The sequence below is a fragment of the Flavobacterium sp. AG291 genome, assembly GCF_003350375.1.
Lineage (GTDB): Bacteria > Bacteroidota > Bacteroidia > Flavobacteriales > Flavobacteriaceae > Flavobacterium > Flavobacterium suzhouense.
The window spans coordinates 53,010-72,233 of the sequence record NZ_QQAR01000006.1 but is presented as its reverse complement, the minus strand read 5'-3'; the positions used below and the strand labels follow the sequence as shown (position 1 = coordinate 72,233).

Here is a 19,224-nt window from a genome sequence, read left to right as displayed (position 1 = left end):
GTTTTGTGCAAAAGTAAACTTTTTGTTTAAGGTTTAAAGTTTAAAGTTGTTCTGAAAGTTTTTTACTGATAACTATATATAAGAAAGCCACCAGTGTTTGTGTGTGCTCTTGTAATTGTTGTACCATCTGCTCGGGAAGTAACACAATACCAAAACCAGAATCCATATAAGGTATACAATGCCTAATGAGAAGCCAAAGTTTTCTTCAGGCCTGAAAGCAAAACTCATGGTTAGCTTAAAGTTGTCTTCAAAAGAATAGCCTTCTGCAAAGAAAAGGGTAGTGCAAAGTATGTGTATAATATATATGTGTATCAGGTAGTAAAAGAATGGTACGCGTCCAAAAATATTAAAGATGGCGGTAAAGCGGTTCTGAATGTTTTCTATTAGGGCCAAAACTATCAGTGCGGGCCCTAATGTCATACAGGTGTATAGGAGAGATGGCGGGTATTTTGTAACATTCAGAAAGGATAACAAAGTATAAGTGCTATTGCGTTGCGTTTCCCATAGAGCGGGATCACCATAACCGTTCAATAATCTCAATATTAAGAATAAAGCTATCAATAGGCTTCCGGTAATAATAAGAGATTTTCTTCGTGTTTCCGGCCTGACTTCACTATTAAACCATTTCCCTATTCCATAGCCTAAAAGCATAATTCCTGTCCAGGGTAATATGGCGTATGCAGTTATAATACGAATACTTCCTATTGCATAAGGTTCAAATTCGGTAATCAGGAAAAAATTAGCGGCTACATCAAGATGGTCGTTGGTTATTATTACGTAATCCATAATGTTATGGAGTAGAGTGAGTGCTATCCCGATAATGACAATTATCCAATACCTGAAGAAAATCAGTGCTGAAAAAATAACCATACTGCTTCCTATGGCCCATATTACCTGAAGGAAGAAAAAGTCAAAAGAAATATTAAAGCTCCATCCAAAGCCTACAAGGGTAAATTCGGCAAACATGAGCCATAGTCCTCTCGTAAATAAAAACCATGAAAGCTCCTTTTTTGTTTTGCGAAGGCTTTGCAGGTAAATTGATGTTCCGGAAAGTAAAACAAAGGTTGGCGCGCAAAAATGAGTGATCCATCTTGTAAAAAAGAGTGCCGGGGTAGTGGTTTCCATGTCGGTTGGGCTACCGTTCATTCCATTAATATGAAAGTAGTCACGAACGTGGTCTAAAGCCATAATAGCCATAATGATGCCTCGTAACACATCTATCGACTGAATCCTCTTTTTTATAGATTCCATTATTGATTGGTTTTGGTAGTGTAAATATAGATTTTATTCACTTTCAACAAGAGGTTAAGACAAAAAGTCATGTAAAGTGACATTTTGTCTGTAAAAATTACATTGGAATAAAAGTTGACTATTACTAAGCAAATATTAGATATAAAACATTTTAAAAAATAATATTATGAATATAGTAAAACGTAACGGTGCACACGGATTTCCTGTAATGGATCAGTTTTTTAGAGATATTTTAGGTGGTACACAAGCAGCTCATGCATTGGTTCCTCCTGTAAATGTAAAAGAGAGCGAAACAGCTTTTAATCTGGAGGTTGTTGCTCCGGGCTTTAAAAAAGAAAACTTCAATATAGAGGTTGATAACGATTTGCTGACGATTTCTTCTGAGGCGAAAGCGGAGTCAATCGAGAAAGAAGAAGGAAAGTTTACAAGAAGGGAATTTCGTGCAGCTTCATTTAAAAGGTCATTCAAACTGCCTGAAAATGTAAAAGCCGAAGAAATAAATGCTTCTTATACGGATGGTATACTGCACGTTAGTCTGCCTAAAAAAGAAGAAGCCCTGCCTCAGACAAAAAGATTGATAGAGATTTCATAAATAATGATTGGATTTGGTTAGTTAGTTGATAAAAGCGCCCACTCAAGGGGCGCTTTTGTTTTTTAGCCCTTATGGTATAAGTGAATTTTTGAAATTCTTAAATTCTGTTATCTTTGCCAAATGCAGCTTTCCGTAGTCATACTTAATTATAATGTCCACTATTTTCTGGAACAATGCGTGCTGAGTGTTCAGCAGGCTATTAGGGATATTGATGCGGAAATAATTGTTGTAGATAACAATTCTCCCGACGATAGCTGTGCTATGATGAAGTCGCGTTTTCCCGGGGTAACGCTTATCGAAAATAAAGACAATGCCGGATTTCCTAAGGGAAATAACATAGGTGTTGCGGCTGCTAAAGGAGAATATGTGTGTATTCTTAATCCTGATACCGTAGTTGCCGAAGATACTTTTATAAAAGCGCTGGAGTTTATCAGGGCGCAAAAAGATTTTGGTATCTGTGGTGTGAAACTGGTGGATGGTACCGGTACTTTTCTGCCGGAGAGCAAACGAGGGGTTCCTACACCCTGGGTGGCCTTTACTAAAATAGGCGGTTTTTATAAGCTGCTTCCTAAAAAAGAAATATTCAATCGCTATTATGCGCAGCATCTAAACGAAAACCAGAGTGGGAAAGTAGATATTCTTGTTGGTGCGTTTATGATTATGAAACGTGAACTCTATCTTGAAGTAGGGGGGTTTGATGAGGATTGTTTTATGTATAGCGACGATATCGATTTATCGTATACTGTGCTTAAGAAACAGCTTCGTAATTACTATTTTGCTGAAACTTCGGTAATTCATTATAAAGGGGAGAGTACGGTAAAAGATGGTACTTACATGAAACGTTTTCGTGAAGCGATGCAGTTTTTTTATAAAAAACATTTCAGGCGTTCGCCCATGTTTGATGTGATGATGCGTGTTGGTGCTTTCTTTTTTGCTGTGGTTAAGAAGAATAAAACGGCTCCTGCAAGGATACCTGAATATTATGTTTTAATTTCGAATAACGAAAAGCTTCGTTTGTCTTTAGAGCAAAAGCTTGGTAAAAAAGTGGACAGGGTAGAATCGCTGCAAGAAGCACTACTCATGAGCAAAAAAGCAGAGATTGTGTTCGATAATGCGACTGTTAGCTTTAAAGATGCGATAGCTTTTATGCAGCAGCATAAAAATGATGGTTATACTTTCAAGATAAAACCTGCGGAATCTTCATTTATTATTGGTAGTAATAGCAGTAATGACAGAGGGCAGGTGATTTTGTTAGAAGATTTGTGATAAAAAGAAAAAAATATATAGTAAGTGAATAATTATTTTAAAAAAAGCAATGGCTTATTTTTTTTATTAAATTCGCAAACTGAAATAGTAATTTTACCTTTAGGTTATCGATATGGCAAAATTTGAACTAAAATTACCCAAAATGGGTGAGAGTGTTGCTGAGGCAACTATAACAAACTGGTTAAAAAATGTTGGCGATCACATCGCGGCTGATGAAGCTGTGCTTGAGATTGCAACAGATAAAGTTGACTCAGAAGTGCCGTCTGAAGTGTCGGGAACACTTACTGAAATACTTTTTAATGTAAACGACGTGGTTCAGGTAGGCCAGACGATTGCCTATATTGAAACTGAAGGTGGTGTAGTGGTAGATGCTCCTAAAGAGGAAACTACAGTTGCTAATGTTCAGGTTATTGAAAAATCGGTTGAAGCTGCGGCTAATGCAGTTGCTGCTCCGGTAGATTTTTCAGGTTCTGATAAGTTCTACTCACCGTTAGTAAAAAACATTGCAAAAGAAGAAGGTATATCTCTTGCTGAGCTTGAAGCTATAAACGGCTCAGGTAAAGAAGGCAGGGTTACTAAAAATGATATACTGGATTACGTTAAAAATCGCGGAAGCCAGCCTGCGCCAGTTACGGCTCCTGCAGCGCCACAGACAATCCAGCAATCGGCAACCAACAACCAACAACCAGTAGCCGCTAAAGCTGCTCCGGTATCGGTTAATGGTGGTGACGAAATTGTAGAAATGGACCGTATGCGTAAGCTTATTTCAGGTTACATGGTACAGTCGGTACAAACATCGGCTCACGTACAATCGTTCATCGAAGTAGATGTAACGAACATTGTAAAATGGAGAGATAAGGTTAAAAATGCATTTGAAAAGAGAGAAGGCGAAAAACTTACTTTCACTCCAATATTCATGGAAGCTGTAGCCAAAGCGCTTAAAGATTTCCCGGGTATGAATATATCTGTTGACGGTGAATTCATAATCAAGAAGAAAAACATCAATCTTGGTATGGCGGCAGCATTGCCAAACGGTAACCTTATCGTTCCGGTAATTAAAAATGCTGACCAGCTTAATCTGGTGGGTATGGCGAAAGCTGTAAACGACCTTGGTAACCGTGCTAAAGCAGGTAAACTTAAACCGGACGATACTCAGGGTGGTACATATACTGTAACTAATGTGGGTACATTTGGTAGTGTGTTTGGTACGCCAATCATCAACCAGCCACAGGTAGGTATCCTTGCTCTTGGAGCAATCAGAAAAGTACCTGCAGTTATCGAAACTCCGGATGGTGACTTTATTGGTATCCGTCAGAAAATGTTCCTTTCGCACAGCTATGACCACCGTGTGGTAGATGGTGCTCTTGGAGGATCATTCGTTAAACGTGTTGCTGAATACCTTGAAGCCTTTGATGTGAACAGAGATTACTAAGAAATAATATTGATAAAAAAAGCCGGAAATTTTCCGGCTTTTTTTATATTTAACCATGAGGAAAAAATATAGATCAATAACGGTTGACGAGGTTAAGTATAGCTGGATGATAGTTTCACGAAAAAAAGGTGTTATTACCGTCATCGTTAACAAGGATGGGTTTAAAGACGCTAAGATTGAAATTGATGTAGTGTCTGATACAGCTGAATTTTGGGTTGAATTTCCAGATGTAAGTGATCTTGTTATGAGGGTTGTCAGTGTTAAAGAGGTAAGTATGATGATAAGGCAGGCTTTGGAGATGGGATGGGAGACAGAAACCAAAACACAACCTATATTATTTAGTTTCAATGAAGAAAGTTATTCTATAGTAAGAAAATAGAGGTTGTTCTTTATATTTGTAATAACAACATCTTCGCTATGAAAATATTCTATTATGTAACGCTTCTCGTAATACTTTGTTCGTTGTCAGTTTCGCCGAAAAACATCTCTTTCCGCGAAAGCAAAAAAACAATCATTCAGGATACGGTAAAAGAATGGGTTGAAGTGAATTTTGAAGCTCAGGGGATTCAGAATCGTATGGCGTATGCAGATACGGCTAACTTTATGCATCAGAAGATCTATCCGTGTGCGCGTTGTTTTTTACGCCCTGAAGTGGCTGAGGCTTTGGAAGAAGCAAATGAAAGGGCTAAAGAGAAGGGATATACACTGGTGATATATGATTGTTATCGTCCGTATGGCTATCAAAAAGTAATGTATGATATTGTAAACGATCCGCGTTATGTTGCTCCACCGGGAAAAGGATCGAATCACAACCGTGGACGCGCTATTGATCTTTCCCTTGCTAATGAAAGTGGTAATCTGCTGGATATGGGAACGCCATTTGATGATTTTACAGAGCTGTCTCATTATGATGCTGACGGGTTAAGCAAGGAGGCGAGGCGTAACAGGAAGTTGTTGCGTGCTATTATGAAAAAGGCAGGTTTTACGCCTTATAACAATGAGTGGTGGCATTTTGACTATAAAAAACAAAACTACGAAACGTCAAACTTTAGATGGGATTGCAATTAATTAAGGATTATTTGCGGTCTATTTATTGCTAAAAATTTCGGTAGTAAGGCATCTACTCTTATCTTTGTTCTTCAAGACAAATTTTATTTATGGAACTAAAGCTGCATAAGCCTATATGTTTTTTTGATTTAGAAACTACCGGTACGGATATTACTAAAGACCGTATTGTTGAGATTTCTGTGTTGAAGGTATATCCTAATGGTAATAAAGAAAGCCGTACCTGGCTGGTGAATCCGGAGAGGCCCATACCGCCTGCAACAACTGCTTTTCATGGTATAACCGATGATAAGGTGGCTAATGAGCCTACATTTAAAGAACTGGCAAATACCATACACAATATGATGAAAGATTCAGATCTTGGAGGATACAATTCTGACAGGTTTGATATTCCATTGTTGGCGGAAGAACTGCTTCGTGCCGGTGTGGACTTTGACATGAAAAACAGGGTGTCGGTAGATGTTCAGACGATTTTCCATAAAAAAGAGGAGCGTACGCTTAGTGCTGCTTATAAATTCTATTGTGGTAAAACACTTGACAATGCTCATACAGCAGAAGCAGATACCAATGCTACCTATGAAATATTAAAATCGCAATTGGAGCGTTATGATGATCTGGAGAATGATATGAGGGCACTTTCTGAATATACTACTCGTAAAAAAGTGGTTGACTTTGCCGGTTTTATTGTTCTGGATGCTGATGGTGAAGAGATATTTACTTTCGGTAAACATAAAGGTGCAAAAGTTGAGAAAGTGCTTGAGCAGGAACCGGGCTATTTTGGATGGATTCAGAATGCTGATTTCCCGTTATATACCAAGAAGGTGTTAACGGCAATAAAACTCAGAAAATTAAATAATAAATTGGCTTAATAATTTTCCCGGAATAACGATGAAGATAATTTGCATAGGCAGGAATTATGTGAAACACATAGAGGAGCTGCAAAATGAAAGGCCTGATGAACCTGTTATTTTCTTAAAACCTGATACAGCGGTGGTGCAAAAGCAGTTTCCGTTTGTAATTCCTGAGTTTACCAATGATGTGCATCATGAGGTTGAGGTACTGGTGAAAATAAATAAGGTAGGTAAATATATAGATGCAAAATTTGCACATAAATATTATGACGAAATAGGTTTGGGTATAGATTTTACTGCTCGTGACCTGCAGTCTAAACTTAAAGAAAAAGGGCTGCCGTGGGAAAAGGCTAAGGCTTTTGACGGATCGGCGGTAATTGGAGAATTTGTTTCAAAAACTGAGTTTGCTGCACTGGATAATATTAATTTTGAACTTACTAATAATGGTAATGTTGTTCAGAGTGGTAATACGCAGCATATGTTGTGGAAAATAGATGAGATAATAGCTTATGTTTCGCAGTATTTTACATTAAGGACAGGTGATGTTATTTTTACAGGAACGCCTGAAGGTGTTGCTAAAGTTAGTCCGGATGACGTGCTGGAAGGTTATATTGAAGGAAGAAAATTATTCAGGATACAGGTAAAATAATGGCGCTATATTATAATTTATCAAAAGTATACGCAATCTCAGATAACGATGTGGAGTTTGCAAAACAAATAGTAACGCTTTTTCTTGAAGAAGTGCCTGTAGAGGTTGTAAATGTAAGGGAAGGACTTGAGGAAAAAGATTACGACAAGGTGTACCATGCGGCTCATAAGATTAAGCCTACGCTGGATCTTTTAGGGATGGATTTGGCTTACGAGGATGTTTTGGTAATAGAGAGTTGGAGTCGTTCGCGCGGTAAAAGAAAAGAAATTAAGGATACTGTAAAGAGCCTTAAAGATTATATAAGCAAAACGGTAAAAGAACTTAAAAAAGATTACGCCATTTACTAATGAAAGCAGCAGTTGTTACTATAGGTGATGAGATACTGATAGGTCAGATAGTGGATACTAATTCGGCGTATATAGCCAAAGCGCTTGATAAAATTGGTATTGCAGTTTTAGAAACAAGATCTATAAGCGACGAGAGGACACATATTCTTGAAACACTGGCATATTTCCAGAACAGGGTAGATGTTGTAATTGTTACCGGAGGTCTTGGCCCGACTAAGGATGATGTTACCAAAGAATCTTTTTGTGAGTACTTTGATGATCATCTTATTCGTAATGAGGAATTGGAAGCTCATGTTGTTGCGCTTATTGCAAAGGCCATGAAACGACCTGCTTCTCAAATGAACAAGGATCAGGCGTTGGTTCCTTCGCATGCCAGGATATTGTATAATGAAGTAGGGACTGCTCCCGGAATGTGGATGGAGCGTGGAGATACCGTTTTTATTTCGCTGCCGGGTGTTCCTTATGAAATGAAATATATTATAGATAATGCTGTTATACCTGCTTTAATTGAAAAGTATGAACGACCGTATATTATCCATAAAACAATAATTACACATGGGCAGGGTGAAAGCCTTGTTGCAGAACGTATAGAGGAATGGGAGAATAATCTTCCTGAGTTTATAAAACTGGCTTATCTGCCTAATCCGGGAAGGGTAAGGCTGCGCATGAGTGCCAGGGGAACGGACGAAGCTCTTTTACAAAATGCTATTGATGCCGAAGCTGAGAAGTTAAAAGTCCTGATTGGTGATATTATTGTAGGTTTTGATGAAGGAGAAACCATTGAGGTGGTTTTAGGAAAATTGCTAAAAGATAAAGGTAAGACACTGGCTGTTGCCGAGAGTTGTACCGGAGGTAAAATAGCGCAAATGATAACTTCGGTAGCCGGTTCATCAGCTTATTTTAAGGGAAGCGCAGTAACCTATGCGACTGAAGCAAAGGTAAATATATTAAAGGTTGAACAACAACTTATAGATGTGTTTAGCGTTGTTAGTTCACAGGTAGCCGAGAATATGGCTTTAAAAGCTAAACAGCTTTTTGGTTCGGATTATGCGGTATCTACTACAGGTAATGCAGGTCCGCTAAAAGGTGATTCTGCGGTTGAAGTAGGGACTGTTTTTATAGGAATTGCGACTCCCAAAGGTGTTTATAGTGAGAGATTAGACCTTGGACAACCTCGTGAAAAGGTAATTGAAAGGGCGTCTAACAAAGCTTTGGAAAAGATTTATCATGAAATTTTAAAAAACTAACTGATTATGTTTGTGTAATCAGTTTATTTTTCTTTTCTTTGCACCCTGAATTTGAATAACGATATAAAAGCGAGAAATAATGTCAAGAGTTTGTGCCCTTACCGGTAAAAAAGCGATGGTTGGAAACAATGTTTCCCACGCAATGAACAAAACTAAAAGGAAGTTTAGTGTAAACTTAGTGAAGAAACGTTTCTATCTTCCTGAGGAAGATAAGTGGATCACACTTAGAGTAGCCGCTTCTACTATCAAGACAATTAACAAAAATGGTATTGCTGCAGTTTTGAAAGAAGCTAAAGCTAACGGGTTTATTAAATAATCCTTACCTAATAAATATATAGCAAGATGGCAAAGAAAGGTAATAGAATCCAGGTGATTTTAGAGTGTACTGAGCACAAAGCTTCTGGCGTTGCTGGAACTTCTAGGTACATTACTACTAAGAACAAAAAGAATACACCAGACAGGTTAGAGATTAAAAAATTCAATCCTATCCTTAAACGTGTGACTGTACATAAAGAAATTAAATAATTTATAAGTCATGGCAAAGAAAACCGTAGCAACTTTACAAACAGCTTCTAAGAGGTTAACTAAAGCTATCAAGATGGTAAAATCTCCAAAAACAGGAGCTTATACTTTCGTTGAGAGCGTTATGGCTCCTGAAGAAGTAGATGCATTTCTTAAGAAGAAATAATATCGTACACAATATATAGAAAAGCTACTTTCATCTAAGAAAGTAGCTTTTTTATTTTCTATATTTACCACGGAAAAACAAAAAACTACAACTGCTTATATGAACTTCTTTAAAAAAATATTTTCTTCTGAAAAGAAAGAAACATTAGATAAAGGACTTGAACAAACCAAAACTTCTTTCTTTTCAAAATTATCTAAAGCTGTTGCCGGTAAAGCAAAAGTAGATGATGAGGTGCTTGATAATCTTGAAGAGGTGCTTGTTTCTTCTGATGTTGGTGTTAATACAACACTTAAGATTATTGAGCGAATTGAAGAACGTGTTGCCAGGGATAAGTATCTGGGGACTGATGAACTTAATAAGATATTAAGAGAAGAGATTGCTTCATTATTGAGCGAAACCAATAGTGGTGAGGCTTCTGAATTTGAAATTCCTGCCAATAAAAAACCTTATGTTATTATGGTGGTTGGAGTTAATGGTGTTGGTAAAACTACAACTATTGGTAAGCTTGCATATCAGTTTAAGAAATCTGGGTATAAAGTAGTATTAGGTGCTGCTGATACCTTTAGAGCTGCAGCTATCGATCAGTTGCAGGTTTGGGCTGACAGAGTAGGTGTGCCTATTGTCAGGCAGCAAATGGGTAGCGATCCTGCGTCGGTTGCTTTTGATACTTTACAAAGTGCCGTAAGCCAGGATGCCGATGTGGTTATTATTGATACTGCCGGACGCCTTCATAACAAAGTGAATTTGATGAATGAGCTTACGAAAGTAAAAAGAGTAATGCAAAAGGTTGTGGAAGATGCTCCACACGATGTATTGCTTGTTTTGGATGGCTCTACAGGACAGAATGCTTTTGAGCAGGCAAAACAGTTTACAGCAGCTACAGAGGTAAGTTGCCTGGCTGTGACTAAACTGGATGGTACTGCTAAAGGGGGAGTAGTAATAGGAATTTCAGATCAGTTCCAGATTCCTGTAAAATATATTGGTATTGGAGAGGGTATCGAAGATCTTCAGGTATTTAATAAATATGAATTTGTAGATTCGTTCTTTAAATAAAATCACTATACATAATACAAAAAAAAGTAACGCATTGCGTTACTTTTTTTGTTAGGAATAATACTATATTTGAAGTTTGTTAACCAACCTAAGTTCTATTTGTTTTTTATGAGAAAAATTAGCTTACTGTTTTCGTTCTTTTTTACTCTGTTCGCGTTTGCCCAAGATGACTATAAAGGATATTACATAACTGAATCCGGAGAAAAAGTTAATGGCTTTTTTGAATTTTATGATTTTTTCAAAACAGAAAAATTAAAATTTAAAAAGTCAGGAAGTGGAGAATTTTCGCCGCTACCGAAAGATGTTGTAGAATACGGCATTGATGAGGGAAAGCAAAAGTTTGAGAAGCATATTGTTGAAACCGATATGTTGGGTGATAAAACTTACAGTAAAGATCCTCAGTTGTCATCACGGGCACTGTTTCTAAATGTTCTGGTTAAGGGAAAAGCATCGCTTTACTCTTATACTAAAGATTATAATACGTTTTTTTTCTTAAGTAATACTTCAATTAAACAAGGTGCTGTAGAGCAGCTTATTAATAGAAAATATTTACTTCCGGAAGGTAAAACTGTTGATTCTCCAACATACAGAAGACAATTGTACAATTTGGTAAAGTGTGAGGGGCAGCAGGTTTCTGATTTTATTACTATAACCTATGATAAAGATGCAATTGTTGGTGTTGTAAAGAAATATAATGAATGTTCCGGATCTAAGTCTGAAATATTTAGCCTTAATAGCAGAAAAGAATTTGCCTATAGTTTCTTTGCCGGAGTGCATTATGCTAATATGGGTATTTCGTATTATACCCCGGCAGTTGCAGACGAGTCTTCGCTGACTTTTTCTGCAGGAGCAGAAGCAGCTTATATTTTCCCTAATGAATCATGGGAGCTATACGCGAGAGGCGAATTTGAGCCATTAAATTATGAATTGGTTGATTCCAAAGATCAGGGGTATAATGTTTTGGAAAGTACTTTTAAAATGACTGGGTACGCTTTTAACTTCTCATTTGGACCGCGTTATAAATATATCTTATCCAACAGAAGTAATATTTTTCTGGAATGTGGTTTTGGGGTTTATCAACCGATTGGAGGAGAATTAGAATGGTATACTACGTTATATCCGCTTAATGATGGAATACCATATAGGGGAGATAATGGTAAATACAATTTGGCGACCAGTTTTGCTCTTAATTTTGGAGTAGGATATACTTTTAATAAGAATTATAGTGTCGCTGTAAAATACATTACAAACAGAGATTATATGGAGGACGTAGATGGTAGTTTTAATACAAAAGTCGGAAGATTGGGACTAGTATTTAGTTACAGGTTATGATAAAAATAAATGCGGTGATCAATTGATCACCGCATTTATTTTTCCCCATAGTTCGTTGTCAAAACCCGATAGCGCCCAGTTTTCTTCATCGGCGGCATCGCCCATTCGGATCACAACCATTTTTCTGGAAGGTATTACATATATCTTCTGGTCATTTTTCCCGAGTGCCATATACATATCGTTAGCGCCATTAGGTACCAGTGATCCATTGAACTGCAATTGCGATTGAGGTAAATGGTAACTTTCCTCACCATTTATCCACCATAGGTAACCGTATGATTTATTAATTTGCTGTGAAGTAGTTGTTGCAGCATTAAGATATTGTGAGTTTACTATCTGAGTGCCGTTCCAGTTGCCATTATTTAAAGCTAAAAGCCCAAAGCGAGCCATGCTTCGTGTTGTGCTCCAATATACGCTCAGGTCTTCACCACTATTGATCCATGATCCGGACATTCCAATCTTATCCCTTAACCTGTTATTAAAATAGTCACTCCAGGTTTGTCCGCTAGCCGCAGCTATTACATCCTGCAATTTTACATATACATTGTCGTAAGCCCATCGTGATCCTGCATCGGCAAGATATTGCAAATCTTCGGGGGCAACGCTGTCACCGCCTTCGTCGTTCAGTCCTGAGGTCATAGTGAGAAGATGTTTGCAGGTAATAAGGTTTTCTTTATCCAAAGGTGCACTTGTCCATCCTGTTCCTATATAGTCAGATATTTTGTTGTTGATGTTTAATAAACCTTCTTCCTGTGCTATGCCGGTTAAAGTAGAGGTAAGCGTTTTTCCGGCGCTTGCCCAATACCAGGGAGTAGTAGCAGTGTGCCCGTTAAAATACTCTTCCATAACAATACGTCCATTTACAAGGATAATAAACGAGCGTGAATGTTTTGTCTGAAGATAATCTAAAAGTGGTTGTATAGCGGCTTCGTTCCAATTCAGAGACGCAGGTGTTTTTGTTTCCCATGCGTTAGCATCGTTGGGAGGGAAGTACATTGTCTCATTGTCCGGATTTTCTGGTGTAGGGCTGTCATCAGACAAACTGCATGATGTAAAAAGTAAAAGTCCTGATATTAGTAATAAAATGTTTTTCATGATGTTATAATTGGAGTTTAAATGTAATAAATACTTTCGCATGATATTATAAAAATAGACCATGTTTATTACCTAAATTTGCTTCAAATAATCCTTACTACTTATGAAAAAGTCTATTCTGTTCTTATTTGTGTCTTTTATAGCATTCTCGTGTGGTCATACCGTTTCTGATGCTGATTTAGCTAAGCTAAACGGATACTGGGAAATTGAAGAGGCTATTATGGCAGACGGAGAAGCTAAAGAATACAAAGTGAATCCTACGATTGATTATTTTGAACTGAAGGGTAAGGAAGGTTTTCGTAAAAAAGTAATGCCGCAATTTGACGGGACATATCGTGTAAATGATTTGTCTGAGAAAATTGCGATAGTAAATGAAAACGGCAAAACTTATATTAGTTATACCACAGAGTATGCAAAATGGAAAGAAGAGCTTTTAGAGCTTGACGAAGAACATCTGGTAGTAAAAAACCAGCACAATGTAGAATACCATTATAAGAAACCGCAACCTTTTTCAGTAAAATAATGGCAAAACGATTTAATGAAGAACAATCGGTAGGGGATGTACTAAAGCAGTTTATGCAGGAGAACAAACTTCAGACCGGAATGGATAAGATAGATGTGCGTGACGCCTGGAAAAACCTTATGGGTAATGGCGTAAACAATTATACGCGTGATATTATGCTGAAGGGAACAACATTGTATGTTGAGCTTACTTCGGCAGTATTAAGGGAGGAACTTAGCTACGGTAAAGCCAAAATTGTTAAGATGATAAACGAGGAACTGAAACGCGAAGTTGTAAAAGATGTAGTGTTACGATAACAAAAATGCCGCTGTAAAGCGGCATTTTTTATATAAAAGCGTTTGGTTCTGATTAGAACTGCTCTCTTACAGCAAAGTGGAAAGCGCTCTCGATAGCAGCGTTCTCGTCGCTGTCAGATCCGTGAACGGCATTCTCGCCAATTGAAGTAGCATATTTTTTACGGATAGTACCTTCTGCAGCATCAGCAGGGTTAGTAGCTCCGATAAGAGTTCTGAATTCCTCAACTGCGTTTTCTTTTTCAAGGATAGCAGCTACGATAGGACCTCTTGACATGAATTCTACAAGCTCGCCATAGAATGGTCTTGCGCTGTGAACAGCGTAAAATGCCTGAGCGTCAGCTACAGTAAGTTGAGTAAGTTTTAGCGATACGATTTTGAAACCTGCATCAGCTATCATTCCTAAAATACCACCGATATGCCCTTTTTCTACTGCATCCGGCTTGATCATTGTGAAAGTCCTGTTTGTTGCCATTGTAATTTTTAAATTTTTGCAAAAGTAGTGGTTTTTAGCCAATAACTATAACTTTTTGGGTTTCTTAGCTATATTTTTTAAACTGTTAACTCAATGATGTCTATTATCTAACATCTATTGTCTTAAAGTCTTGTTTTTAAAGTACTATTATATTAAACTCATGCTCTAACGGTTTCAGTTTGTCAAAAAGTTCCGCTAAAAGTTTACCATCAAATTCAAGATAGAATTCTGAGAAGTTAGCTTTACGTTCCTGCAGGCTCTGGTTAGGGAAAAGTTCATTTTGTATTTGGGTAATACGTTCCAGTTGCTCGGCATGATTGCGTTTTTCGGCTTTTAGCAAACGTTTTTCAAGATTTTCCAGTCCTTTAAGCTGTTTTAGTTCCTGTGCTTTTACGGCTCCCGTAAACGAAGCATCTGTTTTAGTAGCTATTGCATTCAGGTTTTCAAACTGCTCTCTCAGGAATTCTTTCTGTGCCGAAAAATCAAGTTTAAACTCAGAGAACGACTGAACTCTTTTATTGATAAGTTGCTGCTGTTTTGAGAAAACATCAGCCCAGGTCAAATCTAATTTATCGAGCTTATCGGCTTGTTTTTGAGTAGCTAATAATACTGAGTTACGCAAAAGTAATATCGGGAAAGTAACATTGGCTGAATTAAAATAGGACTTCAATTCCAGCCAATAGGCAATCTCACCACCTCCGCCTATGTAGCAAAGATTGGGTAATATTACTTCTTCATATAACGGACGCATGATAACATTCGGACTGAATTTTTCAGGATTGGATTCTAACAATGCCAAAATCTCAGCTTCAGAGAATTTCAGTTCGGTGTTATTGATGTGATAGATGCCATCCTGAAGGATAATTCGCTCCCTAATATTGTCTTCTATATAAAACAGGTTTATTTCCCTAGGGTTGACCTGTATGCTATAATCTTTAAGAAGGAGGGCTGTCTCTGCTACTTTTTGATGTGATGTCTGTTTTAGCAGCTCTTCCTTAACATGGGGAGCAAAAAGCCTTTTAATCTCGCTGTCGTCACCATCAATTATGACAAGGCCTTCGCTTGCGAATAGCTCATTGGCTAAATAACGGGTAGCGTCGGCAAGGTTAGAGTGTTTCAGGTAAGCATTTTCAAAAAGCTCTTTTAGCCAATTTGCATTTTGTCCGATCCCCAGTTCTTTTTCGAAGACATCAAGAACAGCCGTAAGTCCTTCCGTAGATAGTCTTCCAACAGGACCGGTGCTTTCTTTGGTCCATTTGATCTTCTTATCTCTGAAGTTAAAGTAATTGATTTCCTCAAAATCGTGGTCTTCGGTCGCCATCCAGTAAACCGGGACGAAGTTTTTGTCCGGATAAGCTTCTTTCAGTTGCCTGCTCAGGTTGATTGCCGAAACAATCTTGTACAGGAAGTATAACGGGCCTGTAAATAAATTAAGCTGGTGGCCGGTAGTTACTGTAAAGGTATCGTTGCCGGCCAGCAGTTTTATATTTTGTTGGGTATAAGCCGAAGTGTTTGTTTCTTTATACTGCCTGTTTAAAGCGTTTACAAGCGTTTCGCGAAATGCAGTGGAGTAATTTGCCTGCTTTTCTTCTATCTGAAGTTTAAAATTCTCAAGAGTAGGGAAGCGGTTGTATAAAGGCTTCAGTGTATCTTTCTGGTTAAGGTAATCGTTTATGATTGGCGTGAAATATCCTGAACTCTGGAAGCTGATACAGTCTGATGGCATTTTAGTATAAATTTTCCCGTAAAATTACGCAAAAAACAATTTCAATGTCATTTTTAATGACATATCAAATACGTCATAATTTACGAATTAACGGCTTCTTCCCAAATGTCTTTCAGGCTAAGGAAACTGTTGTAAGCAAATTCGGCGTTAGGGTATTCAATAAGTACCTCGTTTTCTACGTCGATAAGTTCATGAATTCTTTTCTCAGGATTAAAAATATAGTCCTTTTTGGTTTCAAGCTGTATCTTAATGAAGTTCGGCTGAAGTTTAATGTTGGTAAAGCCTTCGCCGTTTACACTTATACTTTTTACCTTGCTGAGTTCTACCAGCGTGCCGTTCAGGTTAATTATTTTTTTCATATTCAGTGGGGGTTTGAGCCGGCAAATATACTAAAAATCTCACCTATTATTTAACAATCAATTGATTATAAAATAATATGGTAAAATGAGATTATGCGGATGTTGAATATGTTGGTTCGGATTATTCCTGTTGCATCCATTTATATTCGCCTTTATCGATATAAATTATTCCGCCTCCACATGATTCTGCCTCATGTATAAATATGCCATCATTTGGGAGTTTTATCCAGGCGTCAGTTGGAATTTGTTCTTCAGTTAATATGCCTCCATCTTCATCTACATTTTCAGCATGTAATTCTCCTGCCGGGACTTTCTTAAATATTCCAGCCCATTCGATATCATCAAACCCTTGTCCTATTATTTCTCTACCCATTCCGAGTGTGTCAATTGTGTGATTGGCAAAAACAAGTTTAAGTCCATATTTTCCATTTATGGGATGTTTTACAAAATATACTGTATCACGTTTTCTATCACCATCAAAATCACCCGCTATGTATTCAGGGCGTATTGGGATTTTATAAGTTTGTTGTTCGGCTATGCTAATCTCAGTTGAATCTTGTTTTTCATTTTTAAGATCTTGGGCTTGATTTTCTGTTTTTCTGCATGAAGTACAGGCTAATAACACGATAAAAGGAATAAAAAATCTCACAGCTCTTTTTATGTAAATATACTCAAATTCCTTCCTCAATGTAAATCCCAAAAATATCCCGTATTTTTGCACTTTAATCCCTGTCTGTTTTGAATACCAAAGCTTTTTTAATAACACCACCTTTTACGCAGCTTAACACGCCCTATCCGGCAACGGCCTACCTAAAAGGTTTCCTGAATACTAAAAACATCGCCTCATTTCAGGCCGACCTTGGTATTGAGGTAATATTAAAACTGTTCTCAAAACAGGGATTAACGGATTTATTCTCGCGTATTGAAGCAGGTAGTCCGAAGTCCGAAGTCCGTGGTGATATGGCTACATCTTTTACTCAAGACCTAACACCTAATGCCCTGAGGATAATCGCCCTTAAAGACGAATACCTGAAAACAATAGATTCGGTTATTCTTTTTCTGCAGGGAAAGAACCCTACGCTATCGCACCTGATATGCAGTGAGGATTTCCTGCCGGAGGCTTCGCGCTTTGCGCAGCTTGAGGAATTGGACTGGGCGTTTGGTTCGATGGGGACGCAGGATAAGGCCAAGCACCTTGCTACGCTGTACCTTGAAGATATATCTGACCTTATTGTTGAGTGCGTCGATCCGCATTTTGGCTTTAGCCGTTATGCCGAAAGATTGGGGCGTTCTGCCAATTCGTTTGATGAGTTGTACGAAAGCCTGCAACAGCCTTATACTTATATTGATGAATTGCTGCTGGATATACTGCATCAGCGCATGCTGGAAGTAAAGCCAAACCTTGTTGGTTTTTCGATTCCCTTTCCGGGGAATTTGTATGCGGCTTTCCGCAGTGCGCAATATATCAAACAGCATTTTCCGGGAGTGAAGATTACCATGGGTGGCGGCTTCCCAAATACGGAACTTCGCTCACTTACGGATATCCGCGTGATGGAGTTTTTCGATTTCATTACGCTGGATGATGGCGAAGCTCCGGTTGAATGTCTTATAGAACATCTTGAAGGTAAACGAAATATCGATCAGCTAAAGCGTACTTTCGTACTGATTAATGGCGAAGTGAAATATATAGACAATTCGGGTTGCAGGGATTACAAGCAGTCTGATGTGGGTACGCCTGATTATTCGGATTTGTTGCTTGAAGATTATATCTCGGTAATTGAGATCGTAAACCCCATGCACCGCATGTGGAGCGATGGCCGTTGGAACAAGTTAACCATGGCACACGGCTGTTATTGGGGTAAGTGTACGTTCTGTGATATATCTCTTGATTATATAAAAGTTTACGAACCGGTCGCGGCTAAACTGCTTGTTGACCGTATGGAAGAACTTATTACCCAAACTGGGCAAAATGGATTCCACTTTGTAGACGAGGCTGCGCCACCGGCATTAATGCGAGAAGTGGCATTAGAAATACTGCGTCGTAATCTTGCTGTTACCTGGTGGACGAATATCCGTTTTGAAAAGAGCTTTACGGCCGACCTTTGCAAACTGCTAAAGGCTTCAGGCTGTATTGCAGTTTCGGGTGGACTTGAAGTAGCATCAGATCGTTTGCTTGATCTTATCCAAAAAGGGGTAACCGTTGCACAGGTGGCACGCGTAACCCGAAACTTTACCGAAGCCGGTATAATGGTGCACGCTTACCTGATGTATGGTTTTCCTACGCAAACCGCACAGGAAACTATTGATTCCCTTGAGATGGTACGCCAGATGTTTGAGGCGGGCATATTACAGTCGGGATTCTGGCATCAGTTTGCCATGACCGCTCACAGTCCGGTAGGTATGTATCCTGAGAATTTTGGGGTGCTGAAAGAAAATGATAGTATTGGTAGCTTTGCTAATAATGATATAGTGCATATCGATAAGTCGGGTGCAAACCACGACAAGTTCAGCTTTGGATTAAAGAAGTCACTCTTTAACTATATGCACGGCATTTGTTTCGACTACGAATTACAGGATTGGTTTGAGTTTAAAGTACCCCGTACCAAAATAGCCCATGATTATATTTACAATGTGCTTCAGGATGATGACAGCTTTAATGTAAAGCCTACTGCCAAAGTAGTGTGGACAGGAGGGAAGCCACTAGTATCTTATTTTACCAAAAATAAAAAAGGAAGGAGTTTTGAAACGGCTTCACTTACTTTTCATGATAAAAAAGAAAGTTTTACAGTTCAGGTAGATAAAGAGCAAGGGGAGTGGCTGGCTTCATTCCTTGTAAAATCAGCAGTATCGGGTAGAGAAGTGATGACGTTTGCCAAAGCAAAACAAAGCTATGAAGATGCAGGTCTTGATGATTTCGAATTGCTATGGTATAGCAAACCCGTAAACACTTTACGCGATTACGGGCTTTTAGTATTGTAAA

General features: G+C 38.2%; 23 protein-coding genes. 17 read left to right on the top strand and 6 right to left on the bottom strand.

What is annotated here, in order from left to right; all coding sequences use genetic code 11:
- Window positions 1-72: 72 nt before the first annotated feature.
- Window positions 73-1,251 carry a DUF1624 domain-containing protein gene (locus DEU42_RS08255; RefSeq protein ID WP_114757822.1) on the bottom strand — a complete coding sequence of 393 codons (1,179 nt, stop codon included), beginning with the start codon at window positions 1,249-1,251 and terminating at the stop codon, window positions 73-75.
- Window positions 1,252-1,417: 166 nt separating this feature from the next.
- On the opposite strand from DEU42_RS08255, the gene DEU42_RS08250 reads away from it, so the two are divergent.
- From DEU42_RS08250 to DEU42_RS08185, 14 genes are all read left to right on the top strand, one after another.
- On the top strand, window positions 1,418-1,843 hold the full coding sequence (locus tag DEU42_RS08250) for an Hsp20/alpha crystallin family protein (protein ID WP_114757821.1): 426 nt from the start codon (window positions 1,418-1,420) through the stop codon (window positions 1,841-1,843).
- Window positions 1,844-1,963: 120 nt separating this feature from the next.
- Window positions 1,964-3,109 (top strand): glycosyltransferase family 2 protein, encoded by a 1,146-nt coding sequence (locus tag DEU42_RS08245; protein ID WP_114757820.1) that lies wholly within the window; start codon window positions 1,964-1,966, stop codon window positions 3,107-3,109.
- Between the two features lie 112 nt (window positions 3,110-3,221).
- A complete protein-coding gene (locus DEU42_RS08240) occupies window positions 3,222-4,541 on the top strand; it encodes a dihydrolipoamide acetyltransferase family protein (protein ID WP_114757819.1) in 1,320 nt (439 codons plus the stop codon).
- A gap of 106 nt (window positions 4,542-4,647) precedes the next feature.
- Entirely contained in the window at window positions 4,648-4,920 is a 273-nt protein-coding gene (locus DEU42_RS08235) for a hypothetical protein (protein WP_147278085.1), read from the top strand.
- A 38-nt stretch (window positions 4,921-4,958) separates the two neighbouring features.
- Window positions 4,959-5,609: a D-alanyl-D-alanine dipeptidase gene (gene ddpX, locus DEU42_RS08230; protein ID WP_114757817.1), complete on the top strand. Its 651-nt coding sequence runs from the start codon at window positions 4,959-4,961 to the stop codon at window positions 5,607-5,609.
- Between the two features lie 89 nt (window positions 5,610-5,698).
- Window positions 5,699-6,475, top strand: coding sequence for a 3'-5' exonuclease (locus DEU42_RS08225; protein WP_114757816.1), 777 nt, complete (start codon window positions 5,699-5,701; stop codon window positions 6,473-6,475).
- A gap of 19 nt (window positions 6,476-6,494) precedes the next feature.
- A complete protein-coding gene (locus DEU42_RS08220) occupies window positions 6,495-7,106 on the top strand; it encodes a fumarylacetoacetate hydrolase family protein (protein ID WP_114757815.1) in 612 nt (203 codons plus the stop codon).
- A complete protein-coding gene (locus DEU42_RS08215) occupies window positions 7,106-7,453 on the top strand; it encodes an Hpt domain-containing protein (protein ID WP_114757814.1) in 348 nt (115 codons plus the stop codon). Before DEU42_RS08220 ends, DEU42_RS08215 begins: the two co-directional genes overlap by 1 nt.
- A complete protein-coding gene (locus DEU42_RS08210) occupies window positions 7,453-8,700 on the top strand; it encodes a CinA family nicotinamide mononucleotide deamidase-related protein (RefSeq protein WP_114757813.1) in 1,248 nt (415 codons plus the stop codon). Before DEU42_RS08215 ends, DEU42_RS08210 begins: the two co-directional genes overlap by 1 nt.
- A gap of 79 nt (window positions 8,701-8,779) precedes the next feature.
- On the top strand, window positions 8,780-9,016 hold the full coding sequence (rpmB, locus tag DEU42_RS08205) for a 50S ribosomal protein L28 (protein WP_114757812.1): 237 nt from the start codon (window positions 8,780-8,782) through the stop codon (window positions 9,014-9,016).
- A 26-nt stretch (window positions 9,017-9,042) separates the two neighbouring features.
- Window positions 9,043-9,225 (top strand): 50S ribosomal protein L33, encoded by a 183-nt coding sequence (rpmG, locus tag DEU42_RS08200; protein WP_035640032.1) that lies wholly within the window; start codon window positions 9,043-9,045, stop codon window positions 9,223-9,225.
- A 10-nt stretch (window positions 9,226-9,235) separates the two neighbouring features.
- Window positions 9,236-9,388: a DUF4295 domain-containing protein gene (locus DEU42_RS08195; RefSeq protein ID WP_114757811.1), complete on the top strand. Its 153-nt coding sequence runs from the start codon at window positions 9,236-9,238 to the stop codon at window positions 9,386-9,388.
- Window positions 9,389-9,487: 99 nt separating this feature from the next.
- A complete protein-coding gene (gene ftsY, locus DEU42_RS08190; protein WP_114757810.1) occupies window positions 9,488-10,441 on the top strand; it encodes a signal recognition particle-docking protein FtsY in 954 nt (317 codons plus the stop codon).
- A 108-nt stretch (window positions 10,442-10,549) separates the two neighbouring features.
- Window positions 10,550-11,773, top strand: coding sequence for a hypothetical protein (locus tag DEU42_RS08185; protein WP_114757809.1), 1,224 nt, complete (start codon window positions 10,550-10,552; stop codon window positions 11,771-11,773).
- An 18-nt stretch (window positions 11,774-11,791) separates the two neighbouring features.
- Here DEU42_RS08185 and DEU42_RS08180 read toward each other — a convergent pair whose 3' ends face one another.
- Window positions 11,792-12,868: a serine hydrolase domain-containing protein gene (locus tag DEU42_RS08180; protein WP_114757808.1), complete on the bottom strand. Its 1,077-nt coding sequence runs from the start codon at window positions 12,866-12,868 to the stop codon at window positions 11,792-11,794.
- A gap of 103 nt (window positions 12,869-12,971) precedes the next feature.
- Here DEU42_RS08180 and DEU42_RS08175 point away from each other — a divergent pair, with 103 nt between their 5' ends.
- Together DEU42_RS08175 and DEU42_RS08170 are read left to right on the top strand one after the other, a co-directional pair.
- Window positions 12,972-13,391, top strand: coding sequence for a hypothetical protein (locus DEU42_RS08175; protein ID WP_114757807.1), 420 nt, complete (start codon window positions 12,972-12,974; stop codon window positions 13,389-13,391).
- Window positions 13,391-13,687, top strand: coding sequence for a DUF721 domain-containing protein (locus DEU42_RS08170; protein WP_114757806.1), 297 nt, complete (start codon window positions 13,391-13,393; stop codon window positions 13,685-13,687). Before DEU42_RS08175 ends, DEU42_RS08170 begins: the two co-directional genes overlap by 1 nt.
- Before the next feature lie 52 nt (window positions 13,688-13,739).
- Here the strand turns inward: DEU42_RS08170 and DEU42_RS08165 are convergent, their stop codons facing one another.
- The 4 genes from DEU42_RS08165 to DEU42_RS08150 all read right to left on the bottom strand — a co-directional run bounded on the left by DEU42_RS08165 (window position 13,740) and on the right by DEU42_RS08150 (window position 16,965).
- Window positions 13,740-14,159 carry a nucleoside-diphosphate kinase gene (locus DEU42_RS08165; RefSeq protein WP_114757805.1) on the bottom strand — a complete coding sequence of 140 codons (420 nt, stop codon included), beginning with the start codon at window positions 14,157-14,159 and terminating at the stop codon, window positions 13,740-13,742.
- A gap of 136 nt (window positions 14,160-14,295) precedes the next feature.
- Window positions 14,296-15,885 carry a bacillithiol biosynthesis cysteine-adding enzyme BshC gene (gene bshC, locus DEU42_RS08160; RefSeq protein ID WP_114757804.1) on the bottom strand — a complete coding sequence of 530 codons (1,590 nt, stop codon included), beginning with the start codon at window positions 15,883-15,885 and terminating at the stop codon, window positions 14,296-14,298.
- 80 nt (window positions 15,886-15,965) lie between these two features.
- Window positions 15,966-16,244, bottom strand: coding sequence for a hypothetical protein (locus DEU42_RS08155; RefSeq protein ID WP_114757803.1), 279 nt, complete (start codon window positions 16,242-16,244; stop codon window positions 15,966-15,968).
- Window positions 16,245-16,365: 121 nt separating this feature from the next.
- Entirely contained in the window at window positions 16,366-16,965 is a 600-nt protein-coding gene (locus DEU42_RS08150) for a hypothetical protein (protein ID WP_147278084.1), read from the bottom strand.
- Between the two features lie 17 nt (window positions 16,966-16,982).
- Between DEU42_RS08150 and DEU42_RS08145 the strand changes: the two genes are divergently transcribed.
- Window positions 16,983-19,223: a B12-binding domain-containing radical SAM protein gene (locus tag DEU42_RS08145; protein ID WP_114757801.1), complete on the top strand. Its 2,241-nt coding sequence runs from the start codon at window positions 16,983-16,985 to the stop codon at window positions 19,221-19,223.
- Window position 19,224 lies beyond the last annotated feature (1 nt).

Coding starts and splice junctions, on each gene's coding strand:
- DEU42_RS08175 (WP_114757807.1), top strand. CDS start 12,972: ATGAAAAAGTCTATTCTGTTCTTATTTGTGTCTTTTATAGCATTCTCG.
- DEU42_RS08155 (WP_114757803.1), bottom strand. CDS start 16,244: ATGAAAAAAATAATTAACCTGAACGGCACGCTGGTAGAACTCAGCAAG.
- DEU42_RS08220 (WP_114757815.1), top strand. CDS start 6,495: ATGAAGATAATTTGCATAGGCAGGAATTATGTGAAACACATAGAGGAG.
- DEU42_RS08235 (WP_147278085.1), top strand. CDS start 4,648: ATGATAGTTTCACGAAAAAAAGGTGTTATTACCGTCATCGTTAACAAG.
- DEU42_RS08170 (WP_114757806.1), top strand. CDS start 13,391: ATGGCAAAACGATTTAATGAAGAACAATCGGTAGGGGATGTACTAAAG.
- rpmB (WP_114757812.1), top strand. CDS start 8,780: ATGTCAAGAGTTTGTGCCCTTACCGGTAAAAAAGCGATGGTTGGAAAC.
- ftsY (WP_114757810.1), top strand. CDS start 9,488: ATGAACTTCTTTAAAAAAATATTTTCTTCTGAAAAGAAAGAAACATTA.
- DEU42_RS08245 (WP_114757820.1), top strand. CDS start 1,964: ATGCAGCTTTCCGTAGTCATACTTAATTATAATGTCCACTATTTTCTG.
- DEU42_RS08180 (WP_114757808.1), bottom strand. CDS start 12,868: ATGAAAAACATTTTATTACTAATATCAGGACTTTTACTTTTTACATCA.
- DEU42_RS08215 (WP_114757814.1), top strand. CDS start 7,106: ATGGCGCTATATTATAATTTATCAAAAGTATACGCAATCTCAGATAAC.
- DEU42_RS08250 (WP_114757821.1), top strand. CDS start 1,418: ATGAATATAGTAAAACGTAACGGTGCACACGGATTTCCTGTAATGGAT.
- DEU42_RS08225 (WP_114757816.1), top strand. CDS start 5,699: ATGGAACTAAAGCTGCATAAGCCTATATGTTTTTTTGATTTAGAAACT.
- ddpX (WP_114757817.1), top strand. CDS start 4,959: ATGAAAATATTCTATTATGTAACGCTTCTCGTAATACTTTGTTCGTTG.
- DEU42_RS08255 (WP_114757822.1), bottom strand. CDS start 1,251: ATGGAATCTATAAAAAAGAGGATTCAGTCGATAGATGTGTTACGAGGC.
- DEU42_RS08210 (WP_114757813.1), top strand. CDS start 7,453: ATGAAAGCAGCAGTTGTTACTATAGGTGATGAGATACTGATAGGTCAG.
- DEU42_RS08195 (WP_114757811.1), top strand. CDS start 9,236: ATGGCAAAGAAAACCGTAGCAACTTTACAAACAGCTTCTAAGAGGTTA.
- DEU42_RS08240 (WP_114757819.1), top strand. CDS start 3,222: ATGGCAAAATTTGAACTAAAATTACCCAAAATGGGTGAGAGTGTTGCT.
- DEU42_RS08165 (WP_114757805.1), bottom strand. CDS start 14,159: ATGGCAACAAACAGGACTTTCACAATGATCAAGCCGGATGCAGTAGAA.
- rpmG (WP_035640032.1), top strand. CDS start 9,043: ATGGCAAAGAAAGGTAATAGAATCCAGGTGATTTTAGAGTGTACTGAG.
- DEU42_RS08185 (WP_114757809.1), top strand. CDS start 10,550: ATGAGAAAAATTAGCTTACTGTTTTCGTTCTTTTTTACTCTGTTCGCG.
- bshC (WP_114757804.1), bottom strand. CDS start 15,885: ATGCCATCAGACTGTATCAGCTTCCAGAGTTCAGGATATTTCACGCCA.